This window comes from Kushneria halocnemicola (assembly GCF_965650455.1).
Taxonomy (GTDB): domain Bacteria; phylum Pseudomonadota; class Gammaproteobacteria; order Pseudomonadales; family Halomonadaceae; genus Kushneria.
The window spans coordinates 3,140,596-3,155,717 of the sequence record NZ_OZ287968.1; the positions used below are offsets into that span (position 1 = coordinate 3,140,596).

Consider the following 15,122-nt stretch of genomic DNA (forward strand, 5'->3'; position numbering starts at 1 on the left):
CAGTATGGTTCGCGCCGGTGCGGTTGGCGAGAAACGTTAATTTATATTCGAAAGCGAAGTGGGTGGTCGTTTTTCAAAACACCGGCCTCGTCCCAATCCGCCCAGCCGCTCATGGGAATGGGTCGTTCTTCGCTCAGCGTTTGAACGCGCGTTGCCCAGCGCATTTTCTCCTTCTCGAGATGGGCACGAAAGCCCGCTTCCTGTTGATAGCTCAGCCCGCCGCCCTGAACGCCGTACGTCAGCTGAGGCACCAGCACCGATAGTCCGACGTAGTAGAGCGAGCAGTGCAGCGGCCACATGAGGGTGGCGATATCGCCGCTGCGACCCAACGGGCCGAAAGTCGCTTCCGGTGCACCGGTGGTCACCGAGCAGAGCGCGCGCCGGCCGCTGAGCGGGCCGCGATCGAATCGGCGGCTGCCGGTGTAGAGACCGCCGTACACGAAGACGCGATCAAACCAGCCCTTGAGCATCGCCGGTACCCCATGCCACCACAGTGGAAGCTGAAAGATCACCGTCTTCGCCCATTTCAGACGCGCGATTTCTCGGCTGACATCGGCTGCGAGGGCATCGCCCTCGTAGTGCCAGCGCTGCTCGTCCAGCGCCTGAAAATATGACGGTTCGCGGCGGGTGGCGTAGCGACCGGGGCCTTCGACGGGCTCAAATTTCTCGGCGTAGAGATCACTGACAAGAACTTCATGACCAGCGTGTTCCAGCGTCTCGATCGCGGTATCTGTCAGCGCGGCGTTAAAGGATTTTGGTTCGGGATGACAGTGAACAATCAGAACTTTCATGGAGAGCGTCCGTAACGTGGCAGGAATCGCTACAGTAGGTTGTGCAGAAACCAAGGGAAATTCCCAAAAACCGCAAGCCAGGTTTGCAAGAACGCACAGGTGCCTTATGAGCGCGACGCTCAAATGGGACGATTACCGTCTCGTACTTGCCATTGTGGAATCGGGCTCGCTCTCGGGAGCCGCCCGTCGGTTGGGAGTCAACCACGCTACGATCTTTCGGCGTCTAGGTGCCCTTGAAGCGCGTGCGGGCACCCAATGCTTCGAGCGCCACGGCAGTGGGTACGTGGCGACCCCCATCGGCGAAATGATCGCAGCGACGGCCCGGCAGATGCATCTTGCCGTGGCCGGCGCCGAGCGTGCGCTGATGGATAGCGACACCGCTCTGACCGGCACGTTGCGTATTACCACCACGGATGCCCTGCTGGCCCATGTATTGATGCCAGTGCTGGCCGAATTTCGTCACGCTCACCCTGGCCTCATGATCGACACGACGACCTCGGCCGAGTTGCATAACCTCACCCGGCGCGATGCCGATGTCGCATTACGCCCCACTGACCACCCACCCGAGACACTGACGGGTAGAGAGCTGGGGCGGCTGCGTCAGGCCGTTTATGTCTCGATCGACAAGGGGACGGATGAATCAATCCGCTGGGTGGGGCCGGATGCGTCGATGGCTTATCGTTCGCTTGAAAAATGGATTAAAGCCCGGGGTGTCGATGAGCAGGTCGACTTCCGGGCGGACTCGACCCTCGGCATGGCCGTGGCTGTACAGGCAGGTCTGGGGCAGGGCGTATTGCCCTGCTATCTCGCCGAGACAATGGAAGGTCTGGTGCGTGTCGGCGACCCCATCCCTGAGCTGGAGACCGGCGTGTGGCTGCTGACCCATCCGGATATTCGACGGACTGCCAGCATTAGTGCTCTGTTTGAAATGCTGATTGATCGTGTACGGTTCGAGTAGCCGATCACCGCGTCCGAGGGTAAGCGCCGTTACTCATCGATCAGTCCGCCCGCGTCGTGAAACGGCCAGGGCCCGTCATGTTCGCCGATCACGCCGGCGTGGGTGATGAGTTCGCCGTCGCGCCAGAGGTGTAGATGATAGCCCGGTGGCTCCATCACGAAGGCGGCGTCGCCGGGGGCGCGCAGATCAAGGGCCACCTGATGCGCGGTGCTGGGGCAGCAGCTGGCGAGGGTGCCGCCAAAGCGGCGAAAAATGGTGCGGTGCACGTGACCGCAGATGAGGCGCTCGATATTGGGATAGTCGCGCACCAGCGCTTCCAGTTCACGGGCGCCCGTCAGCCCCTGGGCATCCATGTGGCCGATACCGGTGGCAAAGGGCGGGTGGTGCATGAACAGCAGCGTGGGCCGCTCGGGCTGCTCTGCAAGGCGCTCGGCGAGCCAGTCCAGGCGCTCGCGGCACAGCTCGCCGCGGCCCTCGCCGGGGACCAGGGTGTCCAGGCCTATCAGGCGCACCGGGTGATCCTCCAGGGTGTAGTGCATAAACCCTGTCCGGCCCAGATACGCGTGGTCGGGAAAGGCCTCGCGAAGCGCGCCGCGCGCATCGTGGTTGCCGGGAATGACGTACCAGGGCAGTGCCAGCGCCTTGAGCTGTTCACGCAGGGCGGCGTACTCATCAGGCCGGCCGAAATCGGTCAGGTCGCCGGTGATTAGTACCACGTCAGGCCGCGGGTCGAGGGCGTTGAGCACCGTGATGGCCGGCGGCAGATAGCGGTCGGTTGCCACCACGCGGTAGGCCTTCTGCCCCGGCATGCGCAGGTGCAGGTCGGTAATCTGGGCAATCAGCATGGAATGTCCTCGTCGGCAGAGCAGAATCGGTTGGTGTCATGGGTCGGGCGGGCATCAAAAAAGGTCGCTGAAAGCCGCGCGCCCGGCTGCCAGGCCGTGTCCGGCGCGGCGCGGGCGGTAAAGCGCTGGCCGTCGGCAAGCGTCAGCTCATAGCGGATGTGATCGCCCAGATAAAAGCGCTGAACCACTTCACAGGGCAGGCCGCGGCCGTCGCCGTGCAGGCTGACCTCGTGAGGCCGAAAGCTGACGCTGTCACCCGTGACGCCGGGTAGATAGGCGCTGATCAATGGCCCCCTCAGAGTGCAGCGCGTGCCCAGAAACTCGGCGACGAAATCGGATGCCGGTGCGCGATAGAGCGCCTCCGGCCGGTCGAGCTGTTCGAGATGGCCGGCCGACATCACCGCGACCCGGTCGCCCAGCATCATGGCTTCTTCCTGATCATGCGTGACGATGACACAGGTGATGCCGAGTCGGCGCAGCAGCGCAGAGAGATCCACCTGCAGCTGCTGGCGCAGTCGGGCGTCCAGCGCGGTCAGCGGCTCATCGAGCAGCAGCACGCGAGGTTCGATGGCAATCGCACGTGCCAGGGCCACGCGCTGGCGCTGGCCGCCGGAGAGCTGATCGATGCCCCGCTCGGCCAGCGCTTCAAGCTCGACCAGCTTGAGCATCTCGGCCACACGCTCGCGCCGTGTGGTGGCATCGATGCCGCGAATCTTCAGGCCGTAGCCGACGTTGTCCGCCACGCTCATGTTGGGAAACAGGGCGTAGCCCTGGAACACCACGCCGACACCGCGCGATTCGGGCGCGACGTGAGTGACGTCATCTTCGCCAAAGCGGATCACGCCGCCGGCATCGCCCTGTTCCAGCCCGCAGATCAGGCGCAGCAGCGTGGTCTTGCCACAGCCTGATGGGCCCAGCAGCGCCAGGGTTTCTCCGGCGCGAATCTCCAGATTCAGCGGCTTCAGGGCGCGGGTGCCGTCAGGCCAGGTCTTGGCACATCCTGTCAGGGTGATCGAGAGGGCGTCATTCATGAGGCAGATCCTGTCAGGGCAATGTTGCCGGTTTTTTTCGAGCGCCCGGCCAGCCACTGCATGCCGATCATCAGCGGCAGTAGCATCAGTAGAAACACAAGGGTGTAGGCCGAGGCGACTTCAAGGCGCATCGAGGCGTAGCTGTCGGCCAGACCCACCGGCAGCGTTTTGGTCAGCGGCGTGTGCAAAAGCCAGGTCAGGTTGAATTCGCCGATTGAGAGCGTGACCACAGTCAGCGCCCCGGTGACGATGCCGCCGCGAGCGGCGGGCACGATGATGTCGAAAAAGCGCTGGCGCCGGCTCGCGCCCAGGGTGGCCGCGGCCTCATCGAGTACCACCAGATGGCCGCCCTGCATGCCGGCTCGAACGGCGCGCACCATGAACGGCAGGGTGAAAAGCACGTGACCGACCACGATGAACATCACGTTGGCGCGCAGCCAGCCCACGCTGCCCCACGAGACGATCAGTGCCAGCGCCGTGGCCAGGCCCGGCACCGCCACCGGCAGGGTCAAAAGCTCTTCGAGCAATCGGGATAGCCGGCCGGGAAACAGGGTCAGCACCCAGGCGAGCGGCACGCCCACCAGCGTGGTGATGGCAAGGGTTGCCAGCGCCACGCCCCAGGAGCGCCAGATGGTGTCGGCATAGAGTTCCCAGACCTGCACGACCCACTCAAGGGTCAGGCCGCTTTCGAGACCGACAAGGTAGTTGCGGGTCAGCCCGGCCATCACCGACAGCACGATCGGGCCGATCAGAAAAGCCGCGATGGTCAGCGTGACGGTCAGGCCCAGGCGCGTGTCCCAGCGTGAGGGGGTCATGTCCGCCCCCTGGTGCCGGTTCGAGCTGCCAGGGTGTTGGCACCATACAGCACCGCCCAGGTGGCGAGCCCCAGCACCACGGACAGCGCCGCGGCGACCGGGATATTGGCATAGTTGGTGAACTCGTTATAAATCGTCATGGGCAGCACATCGATGCGGGTGCCCAGCGTGAAAACGGTGCCAAAGGCGCCCATGGCGGTGGCAAAGCACATGGCGCCAGCGGCCGTCAGTGCCCCGGTCAGCGCCGGCAGTTCGATATCGACAAAGCGCCGCCAGGCACCGGCCCCCAGGGTGCGGGCGGCCTCCAGCCACTGTTGATCGATTCCTTCGACCGCCGTGATCAGCACCCCGATGGTGCGCGGCAGCAAAAAGTAGAGATAGCCGATAAAAAGACCCGCCATGCCATAGGCCAGCACCATCGTTTCCCCGGAAACGGCCTTTGACAGCGTATTGAGCACGCCCTGGCGCCCGGTGGTCAGAATCACCAGAAAGCCGACCACCACACCCGGAAAGGCAAGCGGAAAGAGCAACAGCGACATCAAAATCCGCCGCCCGGGGAAATCCGGATGGCGGGCCAGAAAGCGGCTGGCGGGCAGAGCGATGACCAGAGTGGCCAGCGAGGCGGCCAGTGACAGCGCGACCGTATTGGCCAGGCTCTGCCAGTAGCGCGGCTCGGTGACGACCAGCCAGTAGGCCGAAGTGTCCATGCCATGCGGCGTCTCGGCGCCCAGCACCGCCAGTCGCACCATCGGCAGCAGCCAGAAGGCGATAAACAGGGCGGCGGCGGGCGCGGCAATGATCAGCCAGACACGTCGCCCCATCTCAGTTCACCTCGCGGGCGTAGCGGTTGGCAAAATCACGCTGCACCTCGGCCATGTGGCCGTAGTCGACGGTCTCGGCGCGGGCGTAGTCGCTTTCCGGCAGGAATTTCGCCTGCGCCTCTTCAGAGGCGGCTTCCGGGCGTACCGGCCGCAGATAGGCATTGGCCCAGATGGCCTGACCCTTGTCGGAGAGCACGTAGTCGAGCACTTTCTGACCGGCCTCGGCATGCGGACCGTTGGCCACCAGACTCATCACGTAAGGCACGGTGATGGTGCCCTCGTCAGGAATCACGAACTCAACGTTGGCCTTGTCGTCATAGCGGGCGCGATAGGCGTTGAAGTCGTAGTCGAGCAGAATCGGAATCTCGCCGGAGAGCACACGGGCGTAGGCGGTCTGTTTGGGCACGATGGGGTCGTTGTCCTGAAGCGTTTCAAACCACTCAAGGGCCGGTGAGAAGTCATCCAGACTGCCACCCAGCGCGCCGTTGACGGCGACGGCGCTCACATAGCCCACAAAGGCCGAGGAGGGGTCGAGATAGCCCACCATGCCGCGATAGTCGGGTTTGAGCAGGTCATTCCAGGAATGCGGCACCGGCGTGTCGCCCGGCGCATCGACATTGACCATAAACCCCAGCGTGCCGGAGTGGATGGCAAACCAGCGGCCTTCCGGGTCCTTGAGGCCGTCGGGAATGTCATCCCAGTGCGCCGGCTGATAGGGCGTGGTCAGCTCCTGCTCGGCGGCCTGGATGCCAAACGTCACCCCGTAATAGACCACATCGGCCACCGGGTTGCCCTTCTCGGCGGTCAGTGAGGCCAGCGCCTGACCGGAGTTCTTGTTGTCCTGCGGCACGCGAATGCCGGTGTCCTCATTGATGGCCTTTAACTGGGTGCCCCAGTCGGCCCACTGCGGCGGGCAGTTGTAGCAGATGGCGGTATCGCTCGCCTGAGCCTGAAAGGAGGCCAGCGCCGCGCCGGTCAGGCCAAGGGCGAGCGTGGCGGTGCGCAGGGTGTGTGTCAGTCGCAGTGACATGGGGGTGTTCCTCAGGGGGTGGAAAATCATGACAAAACGGCGGGTATCAGAGGGGCCACGGTGCCGCCGGGGATCAGGCGATGCGCCAGCCGCTCACCGGTAACGTGGTGGCCTTCAAGCCGCTGTAGCAAGGCGTGACAGGCCTGGCGGCCGATGTCGTGGCTGGGCTGGTAGACGCTGGCAAGCGCCGGCACCATCAGACCGCCAAAGGCCATGCCATCGAAGCCGCACACGGAGAGGTCTCCGGGCACGCTCAGACCCTGCTCGGCGAGCGCGGCAATCACGGCTGCGGCCAGCAGATCGTTGGAGCAGAAAAGCGCCGTGGGCGCGGCAGGCCGGGCAAGAAGATGGCCAAGGCGTTCATGGTCGACCGCCGTGTGACGGGCCATGGCCAGGTGTTCCGGTACCGGCAGGCCCAGCGCGTCGGCGCGCTGCCGAGCGCCTTCCAGACGATGCAGAGCGCGATCGGAGGCCTCGAGAGGCCCGGTGATCAGCGCCATGCGGCGATGCCCGAGCCCGGCCAGGTGAGCGATCATGTCACCGGCGGCGGCGTGGTTATCCACGCTGACGAAGGGATGCACCTCGCTTTCGTTGTAGGCCAGTACAAAGGGCGCATCGCTTGATTGAAGCTCAGCGAGCGTGGCGCTGGTGGCCGGATCGCCCACGGTCAGAATCAGCCCTTCGACGCGGTGATCGAGCAGATCGCGCGCCGCCGCCGTTTCACGCTCGGCGTTATAGCCGGTCGTCGAGAGCATCACGCTGTAGCCCACCTCGCGCGCCCGAGCCTCGGCGCCTTCAAAGCACGCGGCAAAGACCGGGTTTTCAAGCGTGGGCAGCAAAAGCCCCAGGGTTTTCGTGCTGCCCGAGCGCAGGCTGCTGCCGATACGGTCGGGCCGATAGCCCAGCTCGCCTGCGGTATGGAGAATGTGATCGCGCGTACGCGCACTCAAAAGCGCCGGTCGATTGAAGGCGCGCGACACCGTGGCCGGCGACACACCCGCGGCGCGCGCAATCTGAACCAGCGACGGACGTTGCGTGGTGTGTGACACGAAAAAGCCTCATGAATGAAAACGTTTTCATCATGAGGGTGGTTTCTGACATGACGGTGACGACCCCATGGCAATACGATGACAGTGGGCCATCACGTCATGGATGTGCGAGGACATGCAGAAAGGGACACCACAACGCACCGGCGCCGTATGGCTGCTGGATTCGGGCATCGGCGGGCTGACCATCTCGCGTGCCATTCGACGGCGCCTGCCGGGACTGGTGCAGCACTATCTGGCCGACAGCGCGGCCTTTCCCTACGGTGATCTGTCCGGTGATGCGCTGATTGAGCGGGTATGTGATCTGATATCTCGCGTCGTGGCGCACTGTCCGGTCGATGCCGTGGTGATCGCCTGCAATACCGCCTCGACCGTGGTGCTGCCGGCGCTCAGGGAACGGCTGTCGGTGCCGGTGGTGGGCGTGGTACCGGCGATTCGGCCTGCCGCTGCAGCGAGCGCCAGCGGTGTGATTGGGGTGCTGGCCACACCCGGGACGGTGAGAAGTGCGCATGTGGCGACCCTGATCGAGCGCTTTGCCGGCCACTGCCGGGTGTTGACGGTGGGCGCCCCGAATCTTGCCGCGCTGGCCGAGCAGTACTGGTATGACGGCACGCTCGACCGTCAGGCGCTGGCTCGTGAGCTGGCGCCGCTGCGTGCAGCCGAGTGGCGCTCACTTGATCAGCTGGTACTGGGTTGCACCCACTATCCGCTGCTGCGCGAGGTGATTGCCGCGCAGCTGGGTGATCACGTGAGCTTGATCGATTCGGGTGATGCCGTCGCCCGGCGGCTGGAAGCCGTGCTGGCGGCCCCCGGTCTCAAGCAGGGCGCCAGCGCCGGCGGGTGCTTTTACACGACCGGTGGGCCGAGGGATGGCACCGATCTTGCCGCGCGAATTCGAGCCGAGGGGTTCAGGGAAATATCGAGAATCGACCTGATTTCATCGGTGTAGATCATGGCAGCTGACGAATAACCCTCGCCGGGTTGCCGACGGCCACGACGTTGGCGGGTATGTCCCGGGTGACCACGGCGCCGGCGCCGATGACGCTGTTCTCACCGATGGTGACGCCGGCCAGCACGATGACGCCGCCGCCCAGCCAGACGTTGTCGTGGATGACGATGGGCGCGCCGGCTTCGAGCTTGTCCCGGCGGGCCTGGGCATCGAGCGGGTGGGTCGGCGTCAGTAGTTGCACGTTGGGGCCGATCTGTACGTCCCGGCCGATGGTGATGGGCGCAACGTCGAGTGCCATCAGGCCGAAGTTGGCAAACGACCCTTCGCCAAAGCGGATGTTAAAGCCGTAGTCGACATACAGCGGCGCGCGGATATGGGCGGTGTCGCCCAGTTCCCTGAAAAGCCCCTTCAACACGGCATGGGCGGCGTCGACATCGTGCTCGTAGGCTCTGGCGAACTCGGCCATGGCGCGTTTGGCGATGTCGGCGTCCCGGGCAAGTTCCGGGTCATCGGCGGTGTAGAGCTCGCCGGCGAGCATCTTCTGCTTTTGTGAACGGGCATCTGCCGCGTGGTCATCGCCCATGAAAGGCTCCTGAGGTCTGTGCCATCGATATTTACCCATGCCACGCCCTGATCATATGTCAGCTTTTGACGTCTCGCCTGTCAGGCATCGGGCACCGGCGTGACCAGCGCCTTGCCATCACGAAAGGCCTCGAGGTTCTGAATTACCAGATCCACGGTGGCATCGAGCGCCTCGGGTGAGAGGCCGGCGGTGTGGGGCGTCATGATAATGCGCGGGTCGTCCTTGAAGGCCTGAGGCACCTCGGGTTCATGCTCGAAAACGTCCAGCGCGGCGCCGGCGAGGCGCTTCTCCGTCACCGCGCGGGCCAGGGCGTCGCTGTCCACCACGCTGCCGCGGCCGATGTTGACCACGATGCTCTCAATCTTCATGGCGCCAAGCAGGGCGTCATCGATCAGGTGGTGGGTGTCGTCGCCGCCGGGCAGGGCGCTCACCAGCACGTCGGCCTGTTCGGCGACGCGTTTGGGGTCCGACTCATGCTGCCAGTCGAGGTCCGCCTTCGGCTGGCGGCTGAAGTAGATGATCGGCATGTCAAAGCCGTAGTGGGCGCGCCGGGCGATGGCGCGCGCCACGTTGCCCATGCCCAGCAGCCCCAAGGTCTTGCCGTGCAGCACCGGGGCGCCACGGCGAATCTCCTTCCATTGGCCGTCGCGCAGGCCGGCATCGCCCTGCGGAATGCGGCGCAGGCAGGCGAGCATCAGCCCCAGTGCATGGTCGGCGACCGTCTCGGCATTGGTGCCGGGGCCGTGAGCCACCCTGATGCCGCGCTCGCGGGCGGCCGCCACGTCGATGCCTTCAAAGCCCACCCCCTGAGCGCAGATCAGGCCCAGGTTTGGCAGTTCGTCCATCTCCTGTGCGCTGAAGCCGATGGTGCCGATGGTCATGACCGCGCGGATGTCGTCACGGTGGCGGTCCAGAACGTCGCGTCGGGTCTCGGCATCTTCGGCCATATGCAGGCGAATGCCGGTGGCTTCGATGCAGGACTGGTGATGGCGTGACAGGCGGGTCACGACCAGCAGATGAATCGGCATGGTGACAGTCTCTCCGGATCAGGGCGGTATGGATACCTTATCGCGGCGGGTCACGGTCAGGGTAGAGCGGCGAGCCACTGTCCGAGCCTCGTGCAGATAACGGCCGGGTCACAGCAGGCATTGATTGAGTGCTAATGTAAAAGGGCGCAGGCTGGATCGGTCATGTGGCGGACTTTGCTGCATCATTCGTTGTGCTGGCTGACGGCTCACGCCTGTGCTGGACGGGGCCGTCATCCGCCAAAGGAAGGAGATGAATCATGTCACACAACATTCTGGTACCTCTTGATGGTTCCCGCAGCGCTCGCCGGGCGCTTGAACACGCGTGTCTGATGCAGCAGGCCGCCGGCGCTACCCTGCATCTTCTCCACATTGTCGAGCCGCCTCCGGCCACCGATCACATGGGCGCGCAGACCGGATCGACGCCGGTGGATTACACCCCGACAAAGGGACACGAGGAGGGCGAGGCGCTGTTGAAGGCGACGTGGGCGGAAGTCGGTGACCCCGCAGCCGAGGTCCACTTCCATGTCGAGGACAACCCGCCCGGCCGGCCGGAAAAAACGATTGTGGCGCTGGCCCACGAGCTGGCTATCGATACCATCGTGATGGGCAGTCGCGGCCTGAGTGACATGAAGGGGCTGGTGGTGGGCAGCGTGTCGCATAAGGTCTCCCATGTGGCCCACTGTACGGTGATTACGCTCCACGTGCCCGATGCCGAGCCCGGCGATGGCGTGTCTCACTGACTTTTTTCCACACTGGATCGGGGCCGATGCCATCGCGGCATCGGCCCCGGTTCGCTACGGCGTCGATTCGACGACCGGACGCGTCTCGTCATCATCAGCGTCACTGTCGATCACGGATTCAAAGGCGCGCAGACGCTTGATGATCGAGAGCAGCTCGATGATGGTCGACCACGAGTTGACCAGATACTGAAAGGATTCGCGTACCTGACCGAAGACGTTGAGGATCTGCTGTAAAAGCCCCAGCGTCAGCTTGCCGGCGACGATCGAGGGTGCCAGTACGATCAGTCCGAACACCACGTCGGCCTGCAGATAAAAAATGCGGGCAATGTTGAAGTAGGCGTAGTGCCAGTAAAGGCGAAAGTAGTTCTGCCGCACCCGATTGAACAGCGTGGCCACGGTCGCGGGTTCGGCGCGCGCCGGGTCGTCCTCGCCGTAGACCAGCTCCTTGCGGTAGGCCGCCTCGACGCGCTGATTGCGAAACTCGAGCCCCGGCAGCCGGATGCCCACCACGGCCAGCAGCACGGTACCAAACAGCGACCAGGCAATCGCCGACCACACCAGCGCGTTGGGAATGTGACCCACCAGCGGCAGCTCGGTGATGTTCTGCGACATCGTGACCAAAAGCGGCATGAAGGCGATCAGGGTCATCACCGCCTTGAGCAGATTGACGCCCAGCCCCTCCAGCGTGGTGGAAAAGCGCATGGTGTCTTCCTGCACGCGCTGGGCGGCACCCTCGATGTGGCGCAGCTGCGACCAGTGGCGCATGTAGAAGTTGTTCATCGCCCAGCGCCAGCGAAAGATGTAGTGGCTGACCACGAAATAGTTGAGCACGCCCACCGTCACGGCCACAAAGGCGATGCCGGCGAAGCTGAACATGCCGGTGTAGATATCGGTCACCGTCACGTCGCTGTCACCGCCCAGCGCCTGCTGGATCATGTCCCAGAACGGCCCGTACCAGGCGTTAACGGCCACACTGGTCTGCACCGAAAACCAGGTCATGAAAACGATCAGCGCACTGCCGAGAATCGACCAGCGCTGCCAGCGATGGGGGCGGATCAGGGCCCACGCCGCGGCAAAGACCAAAACGCACAGCGCATAGTAGAGATAAAACCACAGCATCGAGGGCGCCCAGAAGCGCGAGACATCGACGGGCAGGGCCTCACCCTCGGCCAGCGGCGGCAGCCCGATGGCCGCGCCCCAGTCGCTGACCCCCATCTGCCAGAGACCGATACAGATCAGCGCCCAGATCACAACGCTTGCGAAAAAAAGAGGCGGGTTGGGAAAAAACGACCGTAACACGATAGACATCCTGCAATAGGGGCAACATTGAGACCGCCCCGATGGGGCCGCGCATCCTTCATCGACCCCATGGGAGACATTGCGTTCCCCGGTCAACGCACCGGGCGAACCCGGTGGCTTATATCACGGCCGCGTGCCCGGTCGTGTCGTGAAATGGCACCACCCGGTCAATGGCTACCAGTTCAGCGTCTCGAAATCGCCCTCCTGACGTTGTGCCGCGGTCTTTTCCTTGTGCTCGGTGGCGGGGTCATTGGTGGCACCATCGGCCGGCAGCGGGCCGGCGCCGGGGTCGCGGGCGATGCCGTTGGTCACGGGGTGGTCGCGGAAATACTCGTCAAAGCGCTTTTGCGCCTGGTCACCAAACAGGATCTCGCAGGCCTCCATCAGCCCGGCCGACTGGCGGATGGTTTCCTGGCGCGAGACAAGGCTGATCTTGGAGCGCCGGCGCAGGAAGTCCTCGAGTTTGGTGATCATTTCGCGCCGTGCGGCCTGACGCACTTCGGCGCGGATGTATTCGGTGCCCTCGATGAGAATTTCCGCCTGGCGCGGGTCCTCGCGAATGTATTCCAGAATGCCGATGGCATGCGCCGCGTAGCGCCGCCACAGACGGGTCGACAGCGGCTCGGAGGCGCTGGCATCGGTGTAGTCATCGAGCTTCATCAGGCGGGCCTGGTGGAAAAACTCGTCGCGCACGGCGTCCACCGGCTCGCCGTACCAGCGATAGTCCGGGAAGCGGATGTCGATGCCCATTGTCTTGACCAGATCAACGATCTCCTCGCCGACGTTGATGCAGTCGGTGAGCTTGCCGCCAAAGATGCTGATAAAGCCCTGATTGATGTCGGAATCGATCTCGTGCTTGCGCGAGAGCTGCAGGAAGTCGCGGTCCTTGCCGCTGGTGTTCTGCACCGCCAGCGGCCGCACGCCGCAGCGGGTGGCGATGATGTCGTCGCGGTCCAGCGGTTTTTCGAGCGACAACCGCGCGTTGATGTTGTCGAGCACGAATTTGACGTCATCGTCGGTGATGGCGGCGTGCGGGTCTTCGGTGCGGGTATCGGTGGTGCCGATACAGGTGCGCGTACCCATGGGGATGGCGAAGAAAAGCCGGCCATCTTCGTCGAAAAACGCCATTACGCGTTTGTTGGGCGTGATTCGGTCAACGATCAGGTGGATGCCCTTGGAGAGCACGTGGCGGTGCTCGGTGTGCTTGTCGGCCAGAGCGTTGGTGCGATCGGCCAGCGGACCGCAGGCGTTGACCAGGGCCTTCGTCTTGACCGTCCACTCGCGCCCGCTCATGACGTCTTTCAGCCCCACATGCCAGAGATCGCCCTGGCGCTCAAAGCCGGTGGCCTCGACGTAGTTGGCCGCCACGCAGCCGCTGTTCATGGCGGTGCGCACGAAATTCCAGACAAAGCGGGCATCGTTGTCGTGCAAAAAGGCGTCGGAGTATTCGAAACAGCCGATGGCCGGGTCGGTATTGATCACCGGCTCCTCGCGGTTGATGGTCGACAGGCTCGGCAGGCGCGGTATTTTTGTGAAGCAGTTGCCGAACAGCCAGTAGATCCAGGTGCCGGCCCACAGCATCAGCGGATGCCAGCGAAAGCTTTTGGTGATCGTGGTGAGAAAGCGGATCTCCTGCACGGTGGAGGGGTAGTGTTTGATCAGGTGGTTGCGCGAGACACACAGTTCGCGCACCAGCTTGAAATCCCGCGACTCCATGTACTTGATGCCGCCCCAGATAAGATTGGACGACCACATGCTGGTCATGCCGGCAAAATCGCCCTGTTCCACCAGGCCCACCTTCACGCCGCGCCCGGCCAGCGCCGCGGCGCAGACCGCGCCGTTGATGCCGCCGCCGATGATCAGCGTGTCGTAGACCGCACCGTCGGCGAGTCTTTCGATATTGCTCTGCCTGAGTTGCATCGCCTTGCTCCGCATATCAGATAAGTGGCGCGCCGTAACGGGAGACCCCGCAGGGCGTTGTCATCGCTTTCGTGTGTGACTCAAGTGTATGACGTCAGTGTACTACCGCTGCTCAGGGTTGCATCCGACAGCGCGGTTTTCATCGGCGGCGCTCGCGCACCATCGCCTCGGCCTGCTTGAGTGCATAGGCAAGGCTTGAGGGGTCGGCGCGCCCGGTGCCGGCAATATCAAAGGCGGTGCCGTGATCGACGCTGGTGCGCACGAACGGCAGTCCCACCGTGATGTTCACGCCGTTCTCTACCCCTAAATATTTCACCGGGATCAGGCCCTGATCGTGATACTGCGCCACCACCGCGTCAAAGTGGCCGCGGCGGGCGTTCATGAAGACCGTATCGCCCGGCCAGGGGCCGGAAGCGTCGATGCCTTCCTCCCGGGCATGGGCAATGGCCGGGGCGATGATGGCCTCATCCTCACCGCCGAACAGCCCGCCTTCGCCGGCGTGGGGGTTGAGCCCGGCCACCGCAATGCGGGGGTGCTCGATGCCGTAGGCGTGACAGGCGCGCGCGGCAAGGCGGATGGCGCGCAGCTCGCGCTCGGGAGTGACCGCCTCGATGGCCTGACGCAGCGACAGGTGAATCGACACCAGCATCACACGCAGTTCGTCGTTGGCCAGCATCATGCCGAAATCATCGGTGCCGGCGCGGTCGGCGAGAATCTCGGTGTGGCCGGGATACTGGATGCCGGCCGCGGCCATGGCGGCCTTGTTGAGCGGGGCGGTGACGATGGCGCTGATCGAGCCCTCAAGCGCGAAATCGATGGCGCGACTGACGTACGCATAGGCGGCGGCACCGGCCCGGGCATCCACATGACCATAGGGCAGATCGGTCGGCAGCGGCGGGCCTGCCGGCAGAACGGCCAGCCGGCCGGGTGTGGCACCGTGATCGGCGATGTCATCCGGGTGCTCGATGGGAAACAGCGTCAGGTCGAGCTCCAGCCGGGCGGCCATGTCGCGCAGCCGCTCGATATCACCGATGACCAGCAGCGGCGTATCACGGGCGCGCGGCGCGCAGGCCAGACGAACAATGATTTCCGGGCCGACGCCGGCCGGGTCGCCCATGGTGATCGCAATAGGGGCGCTATGAGATGCGGACATGACAGGGCCTTTTGGCAGATAAGCGCCCTGAAACGACGTCATGGGCGGCAGTGATCGACAGTGCCATAATAGCGCTCTGCCCCGCGCGTCGTCAGGCCCGAGCGTGACGCGGT

Annotated in this window: 15 protein-coding genes; 3 read left to right on the top strand and 12 right to left on the bottom strand. The window is 64.2% G+C overall.

The genetic code is table 11. The features are described from left to right. Positions 1 to 41: 41 nt before the first annotated feature. A complete protein-coding gene (locus tag ACS92L_RS14190; RefSeq protein ID WP_438765714.1) occupies positions 42 to 791 on the bottom strand; it encodes an NAD(P)H-dependent oxidoreductase in 750 nt (249 codons plus the stop codon). Positions 792 to 897: 106 nt separating this feature from the next. Here ACS92L_RS14190 and ACS92L_RS14195 point away from each other — a divergent pair, with 106 nt between their 5' ends. Further along, positions 898 to 1,749, top strand: a complete 852-nt coding sequence (locus tag ACS92L_RS14195; RefSeq protein WP_438765716.1) for a LysR family transcriptional regulator — start codon at positions 898 to 900, stop codon at positions 1,747 to 1,749. A 29-nt stretch (positions 1,750 to 1,778) separates the two neighbouring features. On the opposite strand, the gene ACS92L_RS14200 is transcribed toward ACS92L_RS14195, so the two are convergent. Genes ACS92L_RS14200 through ACS92L_RS14225 form a run of 6 tightly spaced genes read right to left on the bottom strand, consistent with a single transcriptional unit; the run spans position 1,779 to position 7,340 of the window. Then, a complete protein-coding gene (locus tag ACS92L_RS14200) occupies positions 1,779 to 2,594 on the bottom strand; it encodes a phosphodiesterase (protein WP_438765717.1) in 816 nt (271 codons plus the stop codon). Then, positions 2,588 to 3,625 (bottom strand): ABC transporter ATP-binding protein, encoded by a 1,038-nt coding sequence (locus ACS92L_RS14205; RefSeq protein WP_438765718.1) that lies wholly within the window; start codon positions 3,623 to 3,625, stop codon positions 2,588 to 2,590. Before ACS92L_RS14205 ends, ACS92L_RS14200 begins: the two co-directional genes overlap by 7 nt. Then, positions 3,622 to 4,440 carry an ABC transporter permease gene (locus tag ACS92L_RS14210; RefSeq protein WP_438765719.1) on the bottom strand — a complete coding sequence of 273 codons (819 nt, stop codon included), beginning with the start codon at positions 4,438 to 4,440 and terminating at the stop codon, positions 3,622 to 3,624. The genes ACS92L_RS14205 and ACS92L_RS14210 overlap by 4 nt, the downstream gene beginning before the upstream one ends. Further along, entirely contained in the window at positions 4,437 to 5,261 is an 825-nt protein-coding gene (locus tag ACS92L_RS14215) for an ABC transporter permease (protein WP_438765720.1), read from the bottom strand. Before ACS92L_RS14215 ends, ACS92L_RS14210 begins: the two co-directional genes overlap by 4 nt. 1 nt (position 5,262) lies before the next feature. Further along, entirely contained in the window at positions 5,263 to 6,291 is a 1,029-nt protein-coding gene (locus tag ACS92L_RS14220) for an ABC transporter substrate-binding protein (RefSeq protein ID WP_438765721.1), read from the bottom strand. A 26-nt stretch (positions 6,292 to 6,317) separates the two neighbouring features. Continuing rightward, the gene (locus ACS92L_RS14225; protein ID WP_438765722.1) at positions 6,318 to 7,340 is read right to left on the bottom strand and encodes a LacI family DNA-binding transcriptional regulator; all 1,023 of its coding nucleotides are present in this window, start codon (positions 7,338 to 7,340) and stop codon (positions 6,318 to 6,320) included. Positions 7,341 to 7,455: 115 nt separating this feature from the next. Here ACS92L_RS14225 and murI point away from each other — a divergent pair, with 115 nt between their 5' ends. After that, positions 7,456 to 8,286, top strand: a complete 831-nt coding sequence (murI, locus tag ACS92L_RS14230) for a glutamate racemase (RefSeq protein WP_438765723.1) — start codon at positions 7,456 to 7,458, stop codon at positions 8,284 to 8,286. A 1-nt stretch (position 8,287) separates the two neighbouring features. On the opposite strand, the gene ACS92L_RS14235 is transcribed toward murI, so the two are convergent. Both ACS92L_RS14235 and ACS92L_RS14240 read right to left on the bottom strand, forming a co-directional pair. After that, positions 8,288 to 8,869: a sugar O-acetyltransferase gene (locus ACS92L_RS14235; RefSeq protein ID WP_438765724.1), complete on the bottom strand. Its 582-nt coding sequence runs from the start codon at positions 8,867 to 8,869 to the stop codon at positions 8,288 to 8,290. Positions 8,870 to 8,949: 80 nt separating this feature from the next. Further along, positions 8,950 to 9,897, bottom strand: coding sequence for a 2-hydroxyacid dehydrogenase (locus ACS92L_RS14240; RefSeq protein WP_438765725.1), 948 nt, complete (start codon positions 9,895 to 9,897; stop codon positions 8,950 to 8,952). A gap of 257 nt (positions 9,898 to 10,154) precedes the next feature. Between ACS92L_RS14240 and ACS92L_RS14245 the strand changes: the two genes are divergently transcribed. Next, positions 10,155 to 10,637: a universal stress protein gene (locus ACS92L_RS14245; RefSeq protein WP_438765727.1), complete on the top strand. Its 483-nt coding sequence runs from the start codon at positions 10,155 to 10,157 to the stop codon at positions 10,635 to 10,637. Between the two features lie 54 nt (positions 10,638 to 10,691). Here ACS92L_RS14245 and sbmA read toward each other — a convergent pair whose 3' ends face one another. The 3 genes from sbmA to pdxA form a co-directional block, all read right to left on the bottom strand. After that, complete coding sequence (gene sbmA / locus ACS92L_RS14250; RefSeq protein ID WP_438765728.1) at positions 10,692 to 11,936, bottom strand: peptide antibiotic transporter SbmA; 1,245 nt, start codon at positions 11,934 to 11,936, stop codon at positions 10,692 to 10,694. A 174-nt stretch (positions 11,937 to 12,110) separates the two neighbouring features. Beyond that, on the bottom strand, positions 12,111 to 13,856 hold the full coding sequence (locus ACS92L_RS14255) for an FAD-dependent oxidoreductase (RefSeq protein ID WP_438765729.1): 1,746 nt from the start codon (positions 13,854 to 13,856) through the stop codon (positions 12,111 to 12,113). A gap of 139 nt (positions 13,857 to 13,995) precedes the next feature. Next, positions 13,996 to 15,009: a 4-hydroxythreonine-4-phosphate dehydrogenase PdxA gene (pdxA, locus tag ACS92L_RS14260; RefSeq protein WP_438765730.1), complete on the bottom strand. Its 1,014-nt coding sequence runs from the start codon at positions 15,007 to 15,009 to the stop codon at positions 13,996 to 13,998. Positions 15,010 to 15,122 lie beyond the last annotated feature (113 nt).

Bases quoted from the DNA above. Each gene is read 5' to 3' on its own strand.
- pdxA (WP_438765730.1), bottom strand. From the start codon at position 15,009: ATGTCCGCATCTCATAGCGCCCCTATTGCGATCACCATGGGCGACCCG.
- ACS92L_RS14235 (WP_438765724.1), bottom strand. From the start codon at position 8,869: ATGGGCGATGACCACGCGGCAGATGCCCGTTCACAAAAGCAGAAGATG.
- ACS92L_RS14205 (WP_438765718.1), bottom strand. From the start codon at position 3,625: ATGAATGACGCCCTCTCGATCACCCTGACAGGATGTGCCAAGACCTGG.
- ACS92L_RS14190 (WP_438765714.1), bottom strand. From the start codon at position 791: ATGAAAGTTCTGATTGTTCACTGTCATCCCGAACCAAAATCCTTTAAC.
- ACS92L_RS14195 (WP_438765716.1), top strand. From the start codon at position 898: ATGAGCGCGACGCTCAAATGGGACGATTACCGTCTCGTACTTGCCATT.
- ACS92L_RS14210 (WP_438765719.1), bottom strand. From the start codon at position 4,440: ATGACCCCCTCACGCTGGGACACGCGCCTGGGCCTGACCGTCACGCTG.
- ACS92L_RS14240 (WP_438765725.1), bottom strand. From the start codon at position 9,897: ATGCCGATTCATCTGCTGGTCGTGACCCGCCTGTCACGCCATCACCAG.
- ACS92L_RS14215 (WP_438765720.1), bottom strand. From the start codon at position 5,261: ATGGGGCGACGTGTCTGGCTGATCATTGCCGCGCCCGCCGCCGCCCTG.
- murI (WP_438765723.1), top strand. From the start codon at position 7,456: ATGCAGAAAGGGACACCACAACGCACCGGCGCCGTATGGCTGCTGGAT.
- ACS92L_RS14200 (WP_438765717.1), bottom strand. From the start codon at position 2,594: ATGCTGATTGCCCAGATTACCGACCTGCACCTGCGCATGCCGGGGCAG.
- ACS92L_RS14255 (WP_438765729.1), bottom strand. From the start codon at position 13,856: ATGCAACTCAGGCAGAGCAATATCGAAAGACTCGCCGACGGTGCGGTC.
- ACS92L_RS14245 (WP_438765727.1), top strand. From the start codon at position 10,155: ATGTCACACAACATTCTGGTACCTCTTGATGGTTCCCGCAGCGCTCGC.
- ACS92L_RS14220 (WP_438765721.1), bottom strand. From the start codon at position 6,291: ATGTCACTGCGACTGACACACACCCTGCGCACCGCCACGCTCGCCCTT.